Annotated in this window: 17 protein-coding genes, 1 tRNA gene and 1 rRNA gene; 6 read left to right on the forward strand and 13 right to left on the reverse strand. The window is 34.5% G+C overall.

Features of this window, described 5'->3' with window-relative positions:
- Window positions 1-24: 24 nt before the first annotated feature.
- Window positions 25-133, forward strand: a 5S ribosomal RNA gene (gene rrf / locus ABJF08_RS09365).
- 954 nt (window positions 134-1087) lie between these two features.
- On the opposite strand, the gene ABJF08_RS09370 is transcribed toward rrf, so the two are convergent.
- A complete protein-coding gene (locus tag ABJF08_RS09370; RefSeq protein WP_348115894.1) occupies window positions 1088-1531 on the reverse strand; it encodes an exosortase F system-associated protein in 444 nt (147 codons plus the stop codon).
- On the reverse strand, window positions 1524-2057 hold the full coding sequence (gene xrtF / locus ABJF08_RS09375; RefSeq protein WP_348115895.1) for an exosortase family protein XrtF: 534 nt from the start codon (window positions 2055-2057) through the stop codon (window positions 1524-1526). The genes ABJF08_RS09370 and xrtF overlap by 8 nt, the downstream gene beginning before the upstream one ends.
- Before the next feature lie 75 nt (window positions 2058-2132).
- Here xrtF and ABJF08_RS09380 point away from each other — a divergent pair, with 75 nt between their 5' ends.
- Genes ABJF08_RS09380 through ABJF08_RS09390 form a run of 3 tightly spaced genes read left to right on the forward strand, consistent with a single transcriptional unit; the run spans window position 2133 to window position 4177 of the window.
- The gene (locus ABJF08_RS09380) at window positions 2133-2588 is read left to right on the forward strand and encodes a GAF domain-containing protein (protein ID WP_348115896.1); all 456 of its coding nucleotides are present in this window, start codon (window positions 2133-2135) and stop codon (window positions 2586-2588) included.
- A gap of 27 nt (window positions 2589-2615) precedes the next feature.
- Window positions 2616-2807 carry a hypothetical protein gene (locus ABJF08_RS09385; RefSeq protein WP_348115897.1) on the forward strand — a complete coding sequence of 64 codons (192 nt, stop codon included), beginning with the start codon at window positions 2616-2618 and terminating at the stop codon, window positions 2805-2807.
- A 2-nt stretch (window positions 2808-2809) separates the two neighbouring features.
- Complete coding sequence (locus tag ABJF08_RS09390) at window positions 2810-4177, forward strand: class I SAM-dependent methyltransferase (protein ID WP_348115898.1); 1368 nt, start codon at window positions 2810-2812, stop codon at window positions 4175-4177.
- A 482-nt stretch (window positions 4178-4659) separates the two neighbouring features.
- Here ABJF08_RS09390 and ABJF08_RS09395 read toward each other — a convergent pair.
- From ABJF08_RS09395 to ABJF08_RS09430, 8 genes are all read right to left on the reverse strand, one after another.
- Window positions 4660-4734 (reverse strand) — tRNA-Val (locus ABJF08_RS09395).
- A 59-nt stretch (window positions 4735-4793) separates the two neighbouring features.
- The gene (locus ABJF08_RS09400; protein WP_348115992.1) at window positions 4794-5963 is read right to left on the reverse strand and encodes a Mur ligase family protein; all 1170 of its coding nucleotides are present in this window, start codon (window positions 5961-5963) and stop codon (window positions 4794-4796) included.
- A gap of 50 nt (window positions 5964-6013) precedes the next feature.
- The gene (locus ABJF08_RS09405) at window positions 6014-6832 is read right to left on the reverse strand and encodes a hypothetical protein (RefSeq protein WP_348115899.1); all 819 of its coding nucleotides are present in this window, start codon (window positions 6830-6832) and stop codon (window positions 6014-6016) included.
- 2 nt (window positions 6833-6834) lie between these two features.
- Entirely contained in the window at window positions 6835-7227 is a 393-nt protein-coding gene (locus tag ABJF08_RS09410; protein WP_348115900.1) for a biopolymer transporter ExbD, read from the reverse strand.
- A gap of 2 nt (window positions 7228-7229) precedes the next feature.
- Window positions 7230-7925: a MotA/TolQ/ExbB proton channel family protein gene (locus ABJF08_RS09415; protein WP_348115901.1), complete on the reverse strand. Its 696-nt coding sequence runs from the start codon at window positions 7923-7925 to the stop codon at window positions 7230-7232.
- A 135-nt stretch (window positions 7926-8060) separates the two neighbouring features.
- Entirely contained in the window at window positions 8061-9569 is a 1509-nt protein-coding gene (gene nhaB / locus ABJF08_RS09420) for a sodium/proton antiporter NhaB (protein WP_348115902.1), read from the reverse strand.
- Entirely contained in the window at window positions 9569-10795 is a 1227-nt protein-coding gene (locus ABJF08_RS09425; RefSeq protein WP_348115903.1) for a Glu/Leu/Phe/Val dehydrogenase dimerization domain-containing protein, read from the reverse strand. The genes nhaB and ABJF08_RS09425 overlap by 1 nt, the downstream gene beginning before the upstream one ends.
- A 65-nt stretch (window positions 10796-10860) precedes the next feature.
- Entirely contained in the window at window positions 10861-11913 is a 1053-nt protein-coding gene (locus tag ABJF08_RS09430) for an anhydro-N-acetylmuramic acid kinase (RefSeq protein WP_348115904.1), read from the reverse strand.
- Between the two features lie 79 nt (window positions 11914-11992).
- On the opposite strand from ABJF08_RS09430, the gene ABJF08_RS09435 reads away from it, so the two are divergent.
- Both ABJF08_RS09435 and galE read left to right on the forward strand, forming a co-directional pair.
- Complete coding sequence (locus tag ABJF08_RS09435) at window positions 11993-13135, forward strand: acyl-CoA dehydrogenase (protein ID WP_348115905.1); 1143 nt, start codon at window positions 11993-11995, stop codon at window positions 13133-13135.
- An 88-nt stretch (window positions 13136-13223) separates the two neighbouring features.
- Window positions 13224-14240 (forward strand): UDP-glucose 4-epimerase GalE, encoded by a 1017-nt coding sequence (gene galE, locus ABJF08_RS09440; RefSeq protein ID WP_348115906.1) that lies wholly within the window; start codon window positions 13224-13226, stop codon window positions 14238-14240.
- 36 nt (window positions 14241-14276) lie between these two features.
- Here the strand turns inward: galE and ABJF08_RS09445 are convergent, their stop codons facing one another.
- From ABJF08_RS09445 to ABJF08_RS09455, 3 genes are all read right to left on the reverse strand, one after another.
- A complete protein-coding gene (locus tag ABJF08_RS09445) occupies window positions 14277-15749 on the reverse strand; it encodes a hypothetical protein (protein WP_348115907.1) in 1473 nt (490 codons plus the stop codon).
- 184 nt (window positions 15750-15933) lie between these two features.
- Window positions 15934-18402: a zinc-dependent metalloprotease gene (locus ABJF08_RS09450; RefSeq protein ID WP_348115908.1), complete on the reverse strand. Its 2469-nt coding sequence runs from the start codon at window positions 18400-18402 to the stop codon at window positions 15934-15936.
- Between the two features lie 239 nt (window positions 18403-18641).
- Window positions 18642-19997 (reverse strand): SusD/RagB family nutrient-binding outer membrane lipoprotein, encoded by a 1356-nt coding sequence (locus ABJF08_RS09455; protein WP_348115909.1) that lies wholly within the window; start codon window positions 19995-19997, stop codon window positions 18642-18644.

Below are 19997 nucleotides of genomic sequence, written 5' to 3' on the forward strand. Positions count from 1 at the left end.
CAGTTGATTTTCAACTGCAACCATTAAGGTGGTTATAGCGATGGGGCTCACCTCTTACCTTTCCGAACAGAGAAGTTAAGCCCATTTGCGCAGATGGTACTGCTATTTGTGGGAGAGTATGTCGCCGCCTTCTTTTAAACCTTTGTCTTAAAGACAAGGGTTTTTTTTGTTTATACATGTCCCATGCTGATATAGTGCAGTGCTAGAATCTTAGTGTAAGAGAAACTTCTGTGCTGAAATTAATCGAGTTAAAAGCAAAAGTCAACTTGCTTCAGAAACAGAAAGCAAGAGTTGTTTGTCTAATAGAGTATGGAGAAAAAAGATGATTATTTGAATTTGCTAATTGGTATTGAATAAATGGTATTGAATAAATGGTATTTGATTCGAGATCATAAAAACTACAAGCCTGAATTATCAAAATAAATATAAGAGTATACAGAGAAATAATAGCATCTACTTGTAGCTTTCTTGGACTTCGCAGACAGTTAATTATATCTCTCTATCGAAAAGAGGTTTCAGTCAATGTTTAGCACAAGAGATGCTTATTTTAGTTAATGATTTGCGTTAAAAAGATGATAGTTTAGGTGACGGTAAATTATATTATATAGCGACACATAACTATTTATATTTATTATTGAAATGGACAAGCTATTTAAACTACTAGCATTTAATTGCATCATCATAATGCGTATTACAAGCTATTATACAGTGATGAATTCTCATTATTGATTTAGAAAATATAGAAACATAGTCTACTCTGTGCAGATGAATAGAATAGAAGAAATATGCTAAGTGAAATCTTTTATATAGAAAAAAGAATAAAATATCTCATATAGCATAATTATCCGATCGGCGTTGGTTAATGTATCTCTGAATCTGAATGTAATATATTGTCTTCAAGTAGTAGAAATGAAACTTAATGAGAGACATTATACAGACAATTTGTTGACCTTGATCAATCACTTGGACAGTGACTTTATTGTTGCTGAAATCATTATGAAGCTATGCTAGTTGAATATAACTTTCATTCTAGTTTAATAAATAGTTATGTGATTTAATTATCACTAATTTTATTGTGAAATGATAGTTATATCTTGTTATCATTCTTTGTGAACGTTGTAAAATAAAATCCTGGTACTAATATCAGTAAAAGAATAGGGTGGATCAGAAATCTTCTGATGTAGAATAATAACATCTTTATCCAATTACTGTCAAATTGGGAAAATATTATAAAACCTGTAAGTAGTAGTATATAGAATGTCAGGTTAACCCAAAGAGTTGCTTTTATATAAGATTTAGTTTTAAATAAAACCCATATAATACTTAAAGAGATTATAAGATTAATCAGAAAACGTAAAGTCAGAGATAATATGAATTTTAGTACGTTAAAATCAGGGATGGAGAGGTTTTGAAAATTATTTTTGAAATAAGAATTGAAAGGATCGTAAAATAAATATGATTCAAATACTCTCACAGATATCAAACCTATTATTAATAATGATACCGATAAAATTATTTTCACCTTATGCATTTTTAATATTTTTTATCCAGTATAACCATAAAGTGATTACCGCACCGTATATAATAGTTGGGAAAATAATTTCGTGAGCAAAATGTGCATGCTCTTTATATGATACATATATTAATGCCAATAATACCAGCCTAATCAAATTGACTACATATATAAAACCTATTCCAAACAATATAAATGAAATTGTTTTCTTTAAATCTTTAGCAAATGCGATTATGAAGGAGGTAAACAGTATCATTACACTTACCGCGTTGCATCCTTCGATTACTCGGTATATTTTAGACTGGTTTATAAATAGAATTACAGATGGGTGAGAAGGTGAGTTGATAGTTTCTGTTTGATGCCCCAAGTAGTTAAGAATACTTTTCGTTTGATAGCTTATTTGTGCTGTGATAGGATCTGGATAGTTGTAACTATTCCAATTCACAGTTAAAAACAGATAATAACTTATTGATAGCAAAATGTAAATGCCGAAAAAGACAGCCACAAATTTGAATATAGGATAATAAGGTTTTAATGTTTTCAAATAGATTTATTTTACACAAATTTAGTTATTATAAAGAAACCAAATACTAGCTTTGCTTTTTATTAAAGTTAGATTATGAATTTAGATATCTTAAAGCCAGAAATTACCGATATAGTAAACAGTAATGGTATAGACGTTAGGCAGAAAATGCAATCGATATGCAATTTGTTGCAAAGTAATATTGATACTTATAATTGGGTTGGTTTTTATATGGCACATGAGTCAGAACCTACCCTACATTTGTGGAGTCAGGCAGGATTACCTACAGATCATCTTGTTATACCTTTTGGCAAAGGAATTTGTGGACAAGTAGCGGTTTCAAATTCTAATTTTGTGGTAGAAGATGTTCATGCACAAGATAATTATATAGCTTGTAGCATTCACGTGAAAAGTGAGGTCGTGATTCCTATGTTTAAAGACGGTAAAAATATCGGTCAGATAGATATAGATAGCAATACTATAAATGCTTTCAATGAAGCTGATGAGCGTTTTCTGGAGTGGATTAATGTTCAAGTGGCAACTTTACTATAAGATGTTTATTTTTAAGTAAATTGCGGTATGAATAATTTACTCTATTTTGATACAGGCCTTGGGATGATGATTGCTCAAGGAGCTATAGCAGCACTTGCAGGTTTCGTTTTGTTTTATAAAAAAGTTGTAACCTTCATAAAAGGCTGGTTCGGTTTAAGAAAAGCTGCAAAAGAGAATAGTTTTGAGAGTAATTATAATAAAGACTCCGAAACTAAATAATTTTGAAACATCCTTCATCATACAGAGATCCTTCTGGGTTTATTTTTAAAGAAAACGATAAATTTTTTAGACAGATTAATCCGGTATTTTTTGATGAGTATAAAGCCGCGGTGTCTTCAGGTATCTATAAATCGCTTTTTGATAAAAAATGGTTGGTCTCACATAAGGAGATATCTTCTGGTCATAATAAAATTATTCTAGAGCCAGAGCAATTAGATTTTATTACTTATCCGTATGAGTGGAGTTTTACACAGTACAAACATGCTGCACAGCTTACTCTTAGATTGCAAATTTGGTTATTAGAGAATGATTTTTCTCTTAAAGATGCTTCAGCTTTTAATATAACTTTTCAAAAAGGTAAAGCGATCTTTATAGATACTCTTAGTATAGAACAGTATAAAGTAAACACACCGTGGAGAGCGCTCCAACAATTTAATGAGCATTTTTTCGGTCCTCTCTTACTTGCTCGGTATCATGGAAGTTATCATTTAAAAACATTACAACATTCTATTAATGGTATTGATCTTAACGAAGTAAAAAGACAACTACCGTTTTTTAGTAGATTCAATCCTACCGTGTACAGTCATATTCATCTATTATCTAAATCTGATAATAACAGTGATAAGAATGAAGGCAATTCTGATCAATCTGTGGAGCTCAGTAAAGCTGCTCAGATAAAGATGTTGTCTGCATTAGAGATGTATATTGATGGCATGGAGTCTAAGGAAAATACAGAATGGTCTAAATATTATTCTCAGACCAATTATAACAAGAATTCCTTCGTGTTTAAGAAGGATCTTATTGTAAAATGGAATAAAGAATTAAATTCTAAAAAAGTTATTGACTTAGGTGGTAACGACGGTACGTTTGGTAAAGAGTTGTTGCCTCAGGTAGATCAACTTATAGTGTGTGATATAGATCAGCCTGCGATTGATCAGTGTTATCTTAATCATCTTAAAAGTGATTCAGGTAAATTGATATGTTTGGTAAATGATTTAATGCAGCCATCTCCTGGAGTAGGATTTAATAATCAAGAAAGGGATTCTTTCAATTCAAGAGTAATTGATTTTGCGCCAGATTTAAGTATGGCTTTGGCCTTGATCCATCATATTACTTTAACTGGTAACGTACCATTTGAAATGAGTGCACAATATTTTTCACAATTGTCTAAGTATCTCATTATTGAATTTCCAGATAGAGAAGATAGTTGGGTAGAATTTATATTGAATAGCAAGCGAGACGCTCGTCATTTATTTGACGATTATACTATTTCCGCTTTCGCGAAAGCGTATCAAAAATATTTTAAATTGATAAAATCTGAAAAAATCGAGGGAACAGCACGTACGTTGTTCCTGTTTGAGAGATTCTAATATCCAAGAGTATTCATATTTCAGCAGGTGATCTGCCTCTTATACCCCTTATTTTCCTCCTATGCATTAGGAAGTGAATAAAGCCATGTGTCGTCTGAAAATAAATTCAATAAAGTGCTTCTTTGCTATTATTAAAAAAAAAAACATCTTCTGATTATAATTCGACTGCTTTAAGTGTCTATTAAAAATGGGCTTTAGATAATAAGTTTCTTTAGCATCATGATTATCGAGTCAGCAAGGCTATGTAAGTAGTTTAAATAGGCGATTTAAGGTTAACTTAGCTATATCTAAAAGGTTGCTTAAAAGTAATGATTTAAGCTTTGTGAGTAGCTTTTATTATATTGTATTAATGTGGCAGTTGAAGCGGGAGATTAATGAACTGTTATAATGTGTTTGAGGAGTTGTTTCTAAGCTATAATTAAAAAGAGATTGTACTTAAATTTATTGCATAAAAAAAGGTCTTCATTTCTGAAGACCTTTTGTGGGCGCTAAGGGATTCGAACCCCTGACCCCTTGGGTGTAAACCAAGTGCTCTGAACCAACTGAGCTAAGCGCCCTAAGCGGTTGCAAATATACAACCCTTTTTTGAAACACAAAGAATTTTTACAAGTTTTTTTTAAATTATTTCTGAAATAACAAATGTACTACCGGTTACAAGGATCAAATCTTCATGATTTGCAGCTGTTTTTGAAGCTTCAAATGCTTGATTTACAGTATTAAATATAGTGTTGTTTAAATCGTAGCGATTTAAATGTGAGCTTAAAATATTTTTTTTCATTCCTCGAGGAATATTTGGTGTTGAGATGTAATAAATAGCATTTTTGGGTAAAAGCTTAATTACATTATCAGCATCTTTATCGCTTACCATCCCTAAAACTATATGCAATTGTCTAAATGGTTCCTTTTTTATTTGATTTATCAATAGATTTATACCTGCTACGTTATGTGCTGTATCCAGTATGGTTTTAGGATGCTGGTTAATTACATCATATCTACCTCTTAAACCTGTATTGTGGGCTACGTGTAGTAACCCTTTATTTAGATGCTCTTTTGAAACAATAAAGTGCTCTGGAGTAATTAACTCTATTATTTTACTTGCTAGTCTTGCATTAGATGTTTGATAGTGGCCTTTAAGGTCGGTAGGTGAGCTTTTAGTTCTGTGATCTATGAAATGGACAGAGCTTTGTCGATCATTAGCGATTTTGTTAAATAGCTTTTTTAAGTAGCTTTTTTTCTCACCTATTACCACTGGAATAGACTTTTTAATGATACCTGCCTTTTCTAGAGCAATCTTAGTGTATGTATTTCCTAAGATAGCAGTATGATCTTTATCGATGTTAGTAATAGCGCTTATAATAGGTTTGATAATGTTAGTAGAGTCTAGTCTGCCTCCTAAACCTGTTTCTATGATAGCTATATCTACATTTTCTTCTTTAAAGTGTTGAAAAGCCATACCTACGGTCATTTCAAAAAAGGATAGTTGGTGATCTTTAAAAAAGGATTGGTGCTTATGGATAAATTCTATTACAAATTGTTCGGTACACATCTTACCGTTTATTCTAATACGTTCTCTAAAATCTTTAAGATGTGGAGATGTGTATAGTCCTACTTTATATCCAGCCTCTTGAAGTACACTAGCTATCATATGACTGGTAGATCCTTTGCCATTTGTACCTGCTAGGTGTATAGTTTTATAAGCTTTATGTGGGTTGCTTAGATGGTTATCTAAGTCTATTGTGTTTTGCAAATCGGCTTTATAGGCTGCTTTTCCAGCTCTTTGATACATAGGTAGCTGCGAGAACAGCCATTCTAAAGTTTCTTTATAAGTAAGCAATGTTATTCTCCTACTTTAAATATAACTTCTATAAACCCTACTTGTGTAGGCTGGGCTTTAGGTGCAGGGCTAAATTTATAAGTCATAGCACTTTGTTTTGCAGCTTGTAATAAACAGTTTGCCTTATTAGTGGTTCCTTTCTTACCTGGGAACGCTTGTGTAACCTTTCCAGATCTGTCTACATGAATCTCTACGATTACCTTACCACTTTCAAAACAATCAGGTGTAACGCCGCTACCAGCCACTTTACCACGACCATTTAATCCATAACCTTTACCACCTTGTCCACTGCCAGGCGCGCCGTAATATGTATTAGCATATGGATCGCCATTAATGTCTCCCTTATTACCAGGACCGTCTCCAGGACCTTGTCCTTGGCTAGTTTCTCCATCTACAGTTTCTGCTCCTGCGACGCTGTTTAAAGCATCTAATACGGAAGAATCAGGTTTAGGTTCTGGCTTAGGTTTAACAGGTTTGGTGACAGGTTTAGTTACAGGCTTTGGATCTGGTTTTGCATCTGGATTTGATTCTACCGTAGGTGCTTCTGTATTTTCTTGAGTTACTATATTTTCAACTTGTGGCGTTTCTTGTTGCTCAACTACTTCTGGTTTAGACTCTGGGGCTACTTTAGTCGGTTTTGCCGGTTCAACAGGTCCTGATCCCACAGCGGTGTTACCAAAGTTGATCGCGATACCAGCATCTTCTGGTGGTTCAATTACATTAATTACAGAGACAAATCTGAATACGAGAATAAGCATCAGAATAAGTAGAGTACTTATTCCTGCAGATATCTTTTGTTCTTTTGTCTTTAAGTAACTCATGATTAATTATTTTTTACAGCAAGTACGACTTCAACCTTATTTCTATTTGCAATAGCCATTACTTTAACAGTATGACGTACAGCAGCATTTTCGTCAGATCGCAGCATGATGGTCGGTTTTTCTTTTCCTTCCAATACTTTGAGTATTCTACTTTCTAAGTCCTCTTCTGTAGCTTGCGTTGCATCTACATAATAAAGACCATCTTCTGATATGCTCACGGTAACTTTACCTTGCTTCTGTGTCTTGCCACCTGCGCTAGGTAATGTAAGATCTAAAGCTTCAGGTGTTATCGATGGAGATGTAAGCAAAAAGAATACCAAAAGTAAAAACACGATGTCAGTCATGGACGACATCGAGAATTCTGGACTAACTTTATTTCTACCTCTTAAATTCATAATTAAGCAGGTTCATTTAATAGGTCTAAGAAGTCAGATGCATTCTCTTCCATTTGGTGTACTACTTTATCAGTCTTTACAACTAGGTGATTATAGCCTATATAAGCAACGATACCTACTATAAGACCAGCAACCGTAGTAATCATAGCGGTGTAAATACCGCCAGCTAGACTACCCATGTCTGCACTACCACCAGCATCTGCTAGTGTTTTAAAGGCTAATACCATACCGATAACAGTACCTAAGAAACCTATCATAGGTGCAGCACCTGCGATCGTTGCTAGCATGCTCACGTTTTTCTCAAGTTTGTATACCTCAAGTTTACCTGCATTTTCTATTGCGCTATTGATATCTTCTAAAGGTGAGCCTATACGGCTTATACCTTTTTCAGTCAGTCTTGCTACTGGAGAATCTTCTTTTGCACAAAGCATTTTTGCACTATCCAATCTACCATTAGAAATATGGTCTTTAATGTTAAGCATGAACGAACTGTCTATTTTAGAACTAGATCTTATTTTCATAAGTCGCTCAAAATAAATGTACAAAGCAAAAAATAACAAAAGAATTAATACCGCAATAATAATGGTTCCAGATGGTCCACCAGCGGTAATTAATCCTAGCAAAGATTCAGATTGTTCATTTACTAGAGGTGCTGCCTCTGTAGTAACTTCTGCGGTTTCTTGAAAAAGTAGGCTCATTAAGTATGTAATTAGTATGGTTGTTAACGCAATCTATAGGAGTTTCATTGTCCTATAAATTGCGTTTTTATGTTTAAATAATTCCGCTTTCGCGAAAGCGAGATCACAATAATCTCTTACAATAATACTCTTTTATTATAAAAAGTATACTACACAACCTAATCCTACTAGTGTCAACACAATAGTATAAGGTAAAGCCATTTTTACCATTTTACCATAAGATAAGTTGATAAGTGGCGCTAGTGCAGATGTAAGTAAGAATAAGAATGCTGCCTGACCATTAGGCGTGGCAACACTTGGCAGGTTAGTACCGGTATTAATAGCAACTGCTAGATGTTCATATTGTTCTCTGGTAATTGTACCTGCTGTATAAGCATTGCTAACTTCGTTAATGTATACAGTTGCCACAAAAACGTTGTCAGATATCATACTTAAGAATCCATTTGCAAGGTAAAATATTGCTGGCTGACTAGAAGCATCCTGACTTAGTGCCCATTCTATAATAGGAGCAAATAAGTGTTGATCATGTATCATAGCAACGATTATAAAGAATACAACTAATAGACCTGTAAAAGGAAGTGCCTCTTCAAAGGCTTTACCTAGACTGTGCTCGTCAGTAATACCCATAAATGCAGTTTGTATAACGATTAATGCTAGTCCAATGAATCCTACTGGTGCGATATGAAGTGCTAATCCTACGATTAATAAAATAGCAGATATTGCTTGAACGACAAGTGCATATTTTTCTTTATCAGTACGTTCTTCGTCTCTTTTTTCCATCCATCCTTCTATAATTTGTCGTACTACAGGAGGCATTTTTTGACCAAAACCAAATGTCTTCGTGGTTTCTAATACAATGGTAGTTACTACACCGGCAAAAAGAACAGGAATCGTTATTGGTGCCATTTTAAGGAAAAATTCAATAAATTGATTGTCTGTGTCTATGATACCGGCTGCAGCTAGTTTACCACCTATTAAAAGGTTTTGAGGTTCTCCTACAATAGTACAAACACCACCTAATGCTGTACCTACTACACCATGCATTACTAAACTACGTAGGAAAGAACGGAACTGCTCAAGAGTCTCACCACTTAATTGTTTTCTGTCTAGTTTATTGTCTTTATCTAAATCTAGATCACTAGAATGAATGGTGTGGTATACATTGTAAAAACCTATACCTACACTTATCAATACAGCTGTTACCGTAAGTGCGTCTAAGAATGCAGATAATACAGCACAAATTAATAAAAACACGAGTGAAAGAAGTAGTTTTGATTTGACTTTTGTAAAAATTTTCACAAAAATATGCATCAATAGTGGTTTCATGAAGTAGATACCTGCTACCATAAATACTAATAAAAGTATTACTTCAAGGTTTTGAGAAACTTCGGCATATACACCATGGTCTTCACCAGGTCCACCAGGTGATGTTAAACCTAGTGCAAGTACTTGTATGCCTAATAAACCACCAGATTGTAGTGGGTAACATTTTAATGCCATTGCTAGACAGAAAATAAATTCTGCAATGAAAACCCATCCCATTACCATACCGCTAAGGGTAAAGTAACCGATCACGTTAAAGATTAAGAAAAATATCATGGTTAATTTAAACCACTTGGGACTATTACCTAAAAAGTATTTCATCAAACTAATTGTTTAAGTGCTATTTCAAATGCAGTAGAACTGATTTGTTTTTTTGAACTGTTATTATTAAAAGTATTCTGAATAGCATTACGTATAGTTATGCTAGTATCATTAAAAATTGCTTCGTCGGTCATTTGTACACGACGCTCCATGAAGTAGGCAAATACTCTAGCCATACCACAATTAGAGATAAAGTCAGGGATTAAGCTAACTTGCTCATCTGTATGCTCCATAATAGAACCGAAGAAAATCTCCTTATCTGCAAACGGAACATTTGCACCACAAGAGATAACTTCTAGTCCAGACGCTATCATTTGATCTATTTGATCTTTAGATATTAATCTAGAGGCCGCACAAGGAGCAAAAATCTCAGTTTTGATTTTCCAGATGCGATCATTTACTTCTTCAAAAGGAATTAAATCTTTTGCTTTAAGAGTGTTTCCATCCTTATTAAGAAATAACTCTGTAATTTCTTCATGGCTAAAACCATCTTCATTAATCAATCCACCTACACGGTCTATGATTCCCACTACTTTAGCACCCATTTGAGAGAGGTAAAAAGCAGCAGAACTACCTACATTACCAAATCCTTGTACAACGGCGCGTTTTCCTTTTACATCACCACCATAAATATCATAAAAATGCTTTACCGCCTCTGCAACACCATAACCGGTGATCATGTCTGCAACGGTATATTTTCTAGAAACGTCTGGGGAAAAAGTTGGGTTTTCTATGACTTTAATTACACCCTGACGCAATTGTCCGATGCGATTAATTTTATCTGCTTCACTTGGAGAAAAATGTCCAGTAAAAACCCCTTCTTGTGGATGCCATACTCCACAATCTTCTGTCATAGGTATTACCTCATGAATTTCATCAACGTTAAGATCGCCACCAGTACCATAATAACTTTTTAGTAATGGAGATACTGCTTTGTACCATCTTTCTAGAACGCCTTTTTTACGAGGATCTTGTGGGTCAAAGTTAATTCCAGATTTTGCTCCACCTATAGCTGGACCAGAAACCGTAAATTTTATTTCCATTGTTTTAGCAAGAGAAAGTACTTCGTTTTTATCAAGTCCTTTTCTCATTCTAGTACCACCACCAGCTGCACCACCACGTAAACTATTAATAACTGTCCATCCTTCAGCATCTGTTTCTGGATCATTCCAGTGGAAAACGATTTCGGGACTCGCGTTTTCATAACGTTTAAGTAGTTCTTTCATTTGGCTAGATTAGTTTGCACAAATATAATATAGTGATTATTGGAAATCTACTTTTTTACAATTTCTTAAGGTACGTAGATAACACCACTACTATGATCTCTATCTGCACCAGTAACGCTTGATAAACAGTTGTTTGCATTGCGCAGTTTTAAAACGCCTAGTAATGCAAATATTAATGCTTCTTTGTTTTCTACGATTTCATCTTCTGGAATTGTGATTTTTACAGCTGTGTGCTTCTTTAGAGAATCTATTAAATATGTATTGAAAGCACCGCCACCAGTTATTAATATTGTTTTTTGTGGACTTAATTGATTTGCTATTTGTATCGCAACGTGTTCTGTAAATGTGGTGATGGCATCTAGTGTGTTTAATGGATTTAATATTTTAAAAATATGATTGTTCACCCATTCCAGACCTAGCGACTTAGGTGCAGATTCCGTATAGAATGGTAAGTCGTTTAAACTTTCTAGTTGAGAGGATTGTATTTTTCCCGCTTTCGCGAAAGCGCCACCTGCATCATACTCTTTACCTAATTTAAGAGAATAGTGGTTAAGAACAACATTTACAGGGCATATGTCATAAGCGATTCTTTGCGTGCCTTTTTCAAAACTTAGGTTTGCAAATCCGCCTAGATTAAGGCAGTAGTCATAATCGCCAAATAATAGACGATCACCGATAGGGACTAACGGTGCACCTTGGCCATTTAATTCTACATCTTGAACTCTGAAATCACAAATTACGCGTTCCTTAATGATTTCAGCGAGATGAGGAAGATTACCTATTTGTAAAGTATAGTTATTTTCAGGTTTATGGAAAATGGTGTGACCATGAGAACAGACGGCAATTAAATTATTGATTTTATATTTTTCTATGAAAAGATTTATTTCATTTGCTAGGTACGCAGTGTATTCTTCATTAAGAGTTTCAATAGAGTTGGCGTCATAAGAAATAGCATCAGCTAACTTTTGTTTCATAGCGGTAGAGTAGGCTATGGTTTCTGCGACATGTATCTGAAAGCTCCAGACCTCTTTGCGTACTAATGTAATGTGAGCGATATCAATGCCGTCGAGAGATGTCCCAGACATTACTCCTAAAACGTTATAGTACTGATGATTCATAAGTTAAAGGTGTTGAAAATGGTGTAGAATAGCGTTAGATTTGCAAAACGGAAAAATAACTAAAAAAATACAAGAATAAATGGATTTTGGCCTAACAGAAGAGCATCTAATGATAAGAGATGCTGCAAGAGATTTTGCAAGAACAGAGCTTTTACCTGGAGTTATAGAAAGAGATAATCTTCAAAGATTTCCTACTGAACAGGTTAAGAAAATGGGTGAGCTAGGTTTTCTAGGTATGATGGCATCTCCTAAGTATGGTGGTGGTGGTATGGATACTATTTCTTACGTACTAGTGATGGAAGAGCTTTCTAAAATAGACGCAAGTGCATCGGTAATTGTTTCTGTAAATAATTCATTAGTATGTTGGGGTCTTGATACATATGGTAACGAAGCACAAAAAGAAAAATATCTAACTAAGCTTACTACTGGAGAATCTATAGGAGCTTTTTGTTTATCTGAACCAGAAGCTGGAAGTGATGCTACATCGCAAAAAACAACAGCTATAGATAAAGGTGATCATTATGTGCTTAATGGTACTAAAAACTGGATTACTAACGGTAATAGCGCAGATTTTTATCTGGTAATCGCACAGACAGATAAAGAAAAGAAGCACAAAGGTATCAACGCTTTTATAGTAGAAAAAGGTTGGGACGGTTTTGAAGTAGGTGCAAAAGAAGATAAGTTAGGAATACGTGGTAGTGATACTCATTCTTTAATCTTTAATGATGTTAAAGTACCTAAAGAAAATAGAATAGGTGAAGATGGTTTTGGATTTAAATTTGCGATGAAAACACTTTCTGGTGGTCGTATAGGTATTGCAGCACAAGCATTAGGTATCGCATCTGGAGCTTATGAGCTTGCTAGAGATTATTCTAAGGTAAGAAAAGCATTTGGTACTGAGATCTGTAATCATCAAGCTATTGCTTTTAAACTAGCAGATATGCATACTAATATTACTGCTGCTCGTCACTTAGTCATGCAAAGTGCCTGGGATAAAGATCAAGGACGTAATTATGATATGAGTGGTGCTATGGCAAAACTTTTTGCTTCACAAACTGCAATGGACGTGTCTGTAGAAGCGGTACAAGTGCATGGAGGTAATGGTTTTGTTAAAGAATATCACGTAGAACGTTTAATGAGAGATGCAAAAATCACTCAGATTTATGAAGGTACTAGCGAGATTCAAAAAATAGTAATCTCTAGAGGATTACTTAAAGATTAATATTCTTCAATAAATATAATATCAAGAGCTGTAATTTTTACAGCTCTTTTTTTATGTCATTTATTTAAATAATGTAGCTTTACAATCTATGAAAATATTAGTAACAGGAGGTTTAGGTTATATAGGTTCTCATGTGGTGGTGGAGCTACAAGAACAAGGGTATGAGGTTGTAATTATAGATAACTTATCTAACACTTCTATCGATGTTCTAGATAATATAAAATCCATTACTAATATTGAGCCGGCGTTTGAAAATGTAGACGTAAGAGACAAAGAGGCTCTGTCTAAGTTTTTTAATCAGTATCCGGATATAACAGGGATTATTCATTTTGCTGCTTCTAAAGCAGTAGGTGAGAGTGTGAAGAATCCATTATTATATTATGAGAATAATATTAATGCATTAGTTTATCTATTACAAAACATCCAAGACAAAGAAGCGAGTCTTATATTTAGCTCTTCTTGTACTGTCTATGGTCAGGCAGATGAGTTGCCCGTTACGGAAAATGCGCCTGTAAAACCTGCAGAATCTCCTTATGGCAATACAAAGCAAATAGGAGAGGAAATTATTATCGATACTTGCCGAGTTAAGCCTAATCTTAAAGCAATTGCTTTAAGGTACTTTAATCCTATAGGAGCGCATGATAGTGCAAAAATAGGGGAGTTACCGCTAGGCGTACCTCAAAACCTGGTGCCTTATATAACCCAAACTGCTGTAGGTTTAAGAGAACAACTTTCTGTCTATGGTGATGATTATCCAACTAGAGACGGTACAGCGATAAGAGATTATATTCACGTCGTAGATCTTGCCAAAGCTCATGTAGCTGCACTGTCTAGACTTTTAGAGAAGAAAGCAAAAGATAATTTCGAAGTATTTAATGTAGGGACTGGGACAGGTTCAACTGTTTTAGAAGTAATAACTGCTTTTGAAAAGGCTAGCGGGCAAAAATTAAATTATAAAATAGTAGGTCGTCGCGCAGGTGATGTAATAGAAGCATATGCTCAAACTGAAAAAGTAAGCAATGTTTTAGGATGGAAACCTAAATATAGTCTAGAGCAGGCTCTAGCAAGTTCTTGGGCCTGGGAGAAAAAGGTAAGGAATAAATAGAAGATTAGTGCAGTTTAAAACTAAGCCGACTTATTATTAATGAGTCGGCTTTTTTACGGTTACGTTTTCTCCATTTTTATTGAAATATTGATAAACACCAGTGTTTGTAGTTGTGTTAATCATTATATAGCTAGATGCATCTTTAGTTATTAAAGATGGAGATTGATTTGATAAATAGGAGAATAACTCTGGAAATAAATTTATAGAACTGGTAATTTTTTCTCTATAAGGATTGAATTCCTCTGTTGCTTTTATAGTTAGTAAAGAATTAAAAATACTTTTCTTTAACTCTAAGTCATTAGTAGGTTTAAGAAAGGCACTCCCAGTATATTCAAATCCTGCAAACCCACCATGATCTGCTGCGATTATTATTATTCCATCCTTATCTTTTGTTGTGATTAACTGTATGAGCTTGTTTATTTCGTCATTTATACCAGGTATTTTTTCTAGATAAATTTCTGTCTCTTTTTTAATTCCTAGACTATATTTTTTACTGTGATTGATGTGACTAGGGTTTAGGATTTCTATAAAGAAAAATTGCGGTGCTGTACTTTGATTAATTTCCATTCTTTTTTTGAAATCAGAATAATAATCGATGTCATTACGAAATGCAGGAAAAAACGACACGTCTTCCATTTTAATATTTAAATAATCATAGAATACTTTAGGTCTGTTATAAAGCAAATAATTGCTCTGTAAAATAGCGTTTGTTTCATAGCCATTATTTTTTAAAGTTCTCATAACCGGATTAGTTCCCATAATTTTATCTCTCGCATTGAATAGCTCATTTTTTGCCTTGCCTTGGTCAAAATAATGGTGCTGAGCATTAAATAATGCACTATTAGAAGATAATGTAGATGGATAATTACTTCGGTAGTTGTGATTAAAATTAAAATTGATAGCTTCTAGATTATCATAAAATTGATCGTTTGGGTAGTTATATAACTGTCCAGTCATGGTGGGTTTACCTACATAACCATCTGGCTGAATGAGATAAATATTGGGTTTCTTTTTAAATTTTAATTGTTCAAAATCTTGTGGTTGAGACCATTCTTGAAGACTGTAGATAGATTGATAATAGTAATTACCGAATTGTAATATCGCAGGAATAATCATAAGGCTTAAAAGTAGCACGCCTATTTTATAGAATTTAGATAGAAATATAGAAGATAGAATAGTAATTACAGCAACTAGAATAAGAACTTTCCATCTCCAACTCATATAAATAAATAGAGATAGGATGATAGCAAGATTAAGCAACAAAAAGCAATAATATAAATACTTGCGATAGCTGTTGAATTTCTTTTTGAATAAGAAATCCAATAAACCTATTACTATAGATGGAGTGATTATAAAATAAATTATGAATGCTATAAGTTGCTTCCACGAATTAACTAATGTAAAATTGTTTTGATAAAAATATAATAAAGAATAGATGCCAGGTAAAACTCCAACAGTCCACCAGTAATGATGGTCGTTTTTTAAATATTCTAATATTTTAGCTTTCATAATTTTAATCAGGATATTTATTTACCTCTTTATTTTCTAAAAATAAGAATACCGTTAAGAATCAAATATAAATAAATAGCCCTTAAGTGTGATTTAAGATATTTATTCAGTTCATTTTATTTAATAGAAAAAGCCGATTCAACTTAATGAATCGGCTTTTGATGAATTTCTAAATGTAAACTAATTACTTAGGATCAAGTATCATATTAATTCTTTCTACTAAATCTTGTAAGTGAATTTTAGATAATTTATCACTAGTGCGACTAGCTGCACGAGTAGCATCTCTTTTAAGAGTAACTAACTCTGCACGTACGATAGGTCTAATATCACTTTGTTCTACATCTACTCTTGTACCACCAAAACGGCTTCTAGGAGCTTCATTAGTCATAATGAATTCAAGTCTTTCTACGTAAGCACGTTGTAGGTTACGACGGTAACGATCGATAGTTTGACCTTTAGGAAGTTCTTTGAAGAGACCGTTTCTTAATTCAGTCATCATATCAAGTAAACCATATGCATTGCTACCGTTTACTTCTTCATTTTCCATAAGTCTCGCCATACGGCCAAAGTCAAGAACACTATTAAGTGTGCGTACTTGCATACCACGTATTCTTTCTATTCCACCAGCCGATTCTATTTTATTGAAAATATTTTGATCAATCAACCATTCTGGCGTGTCAAACAATTGTGTATTTAAAAAGGCCATAGCACGTTGTTGCTTATCTTTAGAAGCATGTGTGTAAACAGCACCTTCTTGGCCATAAGCTTTGTACGTTTCCTTAACTCCACCTATATTTCCAGTAACGTGACCCATGTAGCGATTAAACTGTCCCACTAACTGACCGTACATACTTTCTAATTCGTCAAAGTTCTCACCTTCTTCACCAGTCCATTTACCTAAATTAGGCACAATACGCTTTAAATTTTTAATACCGTATTCACTAGCACGCATAGAGTCGTCTCCTAGATCTTCAGTTTGTGAAGTATGATCTACAACACCAAATTGCTGACGACCAAATCTATAAACTGGATCTCCAGCTTTTTCAAGAATCCAGCTATCAAGTGTTTTCTTTTCTTCAATTGCAGTTTTATCAGGTATAGGCATGTAACCCCATTTGATAGAATATTTATCATAAGGACCTACTTCTGGCATAAGAGCTACATCTCCATCTTCTGGCTGTGCGATATAATTAAAACGAGCATAATCCATGATAGATGGTGCAGTACCGAATTCTTTAGTAAAGGCAGGGTCTCTTAATTTTTCTACAGGATAAGCAATAGAACTACCCATGTTGTGAGGTAAACCTAGTGTGTGACCTACTTCGTGAGAACTTACGAAACGTATTAAACGTCCCATAACCTCGTCATCAAAGTTATTCATACGTGCATCTGGGTTGATGGCAGCAGTTTGTATAAAGAACCAGTTATGTAATAAAGTCATTACATTATGGTACCAGTTAATATCACTTTCAAGAATCTCTCCAGATCGTGGGTCACTTACGTGAGGTCCATTTGCATTAGGGATAGGAGATGCTAAGTATCTTACCGTTGAGAATCTAACATCTTCAGGGCTCCATTCTGGATCTTCTTCTTTAGTAGGTGCATCTTTTGCAATGATAGCTTCCTTGAAACCTGCTGCTTCAAAAGCAACTTGCCAGTCTTCAATACCTTGCTTTATATATTTTCTCCATTGAACAGGTGTTGCAGGATCGATATAATAAATAATTTGTTTTTTAGGTACAACTAGTTCACCAGCCTTAAATTTAGCCATGTCTTCATCTCTTACCTCAAGTCTCCATCTATCTAAGTAAGTAACTGTTTTTGTCTTCTGATCATTAAGACCATAATCTTGTTGCCCTCTAGCAAACCATCCTACACGCTGGTCAAAGTAACGTCTCTTCATAGGTACTTTAGGTAAAAGTATCATAGAGTTACTTAATTCTAATGATATAGATTGCACACTTCTGTTAGAAGGTGGCGCACTAGAAAAGTATGTTTTTACGTGTCTCGTTTCTATGTTTTGTGGGTAAGAACGTAGAGTGTCTATGTACGATCTTGTAGCGTCTATTCTACTAACTTTATATCTAGATCTAGCTCTTTGTGGGAAACCTATAGCTTTTACATCTTTAGTAAAGAAGTCGGTTACGTCGATTACAGTATTGTTAGCAACACTATCTTTTTTTATAGCCTTAATAGGGAAGGAGTAAAGGATAGGTTCAAAATTTGAATTTTCTACTGCAATACTAACAGGTAAAGAGTCTGCAGCAACTACTTGATGAGATACAACTCTAAGTAGTACATCTTTATTTTTCTTTTGCCATCTTAATGTTTGAGTATTTTGCTTTCCACCACCAAAACCAAGGCCTGATGCAGTTTTTGCAATACGTGTTACCATTAACATCTCTCTATTAAAAAGACTGTCAGGTATTTCATAAAACCATTTTTCTCCTACTTGATGTACAGTAAATAAACCTTCATCACTTTTGGCTTTTTTAGTAATTACCTTTGAGTAAGGTTGTATGTCGCCTTTTTTAGGTTTCTTAGCTGCTGCGCTTGTCTTAGGCGCTGTTTTCTTTTTCCCTTGGAAAACAGAACAGCTTGTTGTCATGAAGACTGCTAGTAGCAGCATCATTAACATTTTAATTTTGCTCATTGATTTTGTTTTTTATTGATGCCTAAATATATTGTCATAAACATCAATATTTCTTAACAAGACGTTAACGCGATATAGGATTTTCTGTTAAAGTTACTTTTTGTAAATGAATTCTTACGTATTTCGCTTTCGCGAAAGCGAGTTTAAAACAAAAAAACTCGATAATTAAATTATCGAGTTTCTAGTAAAGGATTATAAAGATGTGATTTCACATCAAAATTTAAATAGTTGGCTAATCCTTAGTTTGTAGGAAATGCCCACATGTCGTTGTCTAGTAAATGTCCACCTTGTGCACTAATTGCTGCGTTATAATTAGTACCATTAGTTAATCTTTCAGAGATAGGGTAAAGGAATCTACGAGGAATAATTCTAGAAGGATTAACACCACCTACAGCACTTGGATTAGGTGTTAAAGCCGGGAATTTTGTTCTTCTAAAATCTGTCCATGCTTCAATCGGTGCGTTACCATAAGAAGATTTGTACTTTTCAGTAACAATCGTTTCTATTTTATCATCCATACTTCCTGAAAGAGTTAGAGCAGCAGTATAAGTGTCTGCATCTGTTTGTGATACTCCTACATAAAGCATGTTAGCCTCTACAGCAGCTTGCAGTGCAGCAAGAGCATCTGCATCGGTACCGCTTGTTCTTACGATCGCTTCAGCTTCTATGAATTTAACTTCCCAATAAGAAATTAATGGAGTAGGAGAGTCTGCTTGTCCCCAGAATAATCCTGCTCCTGCAAAATCACCGTCTACGTTAGTGTAAACTGGTAGCCTTGGGTCTCCTGTCATTAAAGAAGTTAACTGTGGGCTTACACCTAGTGTACCAGGTCTGTCATTGTCAAACAAGAACAAAGGATTTGAATTTGCCGCTGGTGAAGAATAAACAAAATCTGCTTGTTCACTTGTACTAGATAATGCTAACTGTGCTTGGGCAAGAGCACTAGCTGCAGCAGTATTATCAACTGAAGTTAAATGGATGTAATAACGAGCCTTTAATGCTCTCGCTGTTTTTTCCCAATCTGCTCCACCAGAACCAACACCATAGAATTCTCCAATACCACTAGATACTCCTCCAGCAATAGATTCATCTAGTAATCTTTGGATAGTAGCATAAACGTCTTCTTGAGAATCAAATGTTGGGTTAAAATTACCTTGATCTCCAATAAATGCATTATCATAAGGTACATCACCCCACATAGTAGTTGCTAGACCTAGATTAGCAGCCATGTATAACTTTGCTAGTGCTCCTACTTCTTCAGTGTTACTTGTGAAAATACCATAACAGTCAGGCATAGCACCTGTACCGTAAAGTGCCGCATCCCAATAGTCATCAGTGTCATCTTCACCTATATTATACTGGTCATATGCTATCTGCTGTGCGTCTAGTCCTTCATACTGTTGGGCAACTATACCTGCTATTCTAGCATTGATGGCAACCATATTTCTATGTGTTTGTGCAATCATACCAGGGTAAACGGCACCTGCATTTACTGATGCGCCATTAGGGTTATTTTGATCTATGTTTTCGTCTGTAATTTCACAGGATACTAAGCTGAGAAATAGGACTCCTATTAATATTTGTATTTTTTTCAT

The organism is Nonlabens sp. (assembly GCF_039941875.1).
Classification (GTDB): Bacteria; Bacteroidota; Bacteroidia; order Flavobacteriales; family Flavobacteriaceae; genus Nonlabens.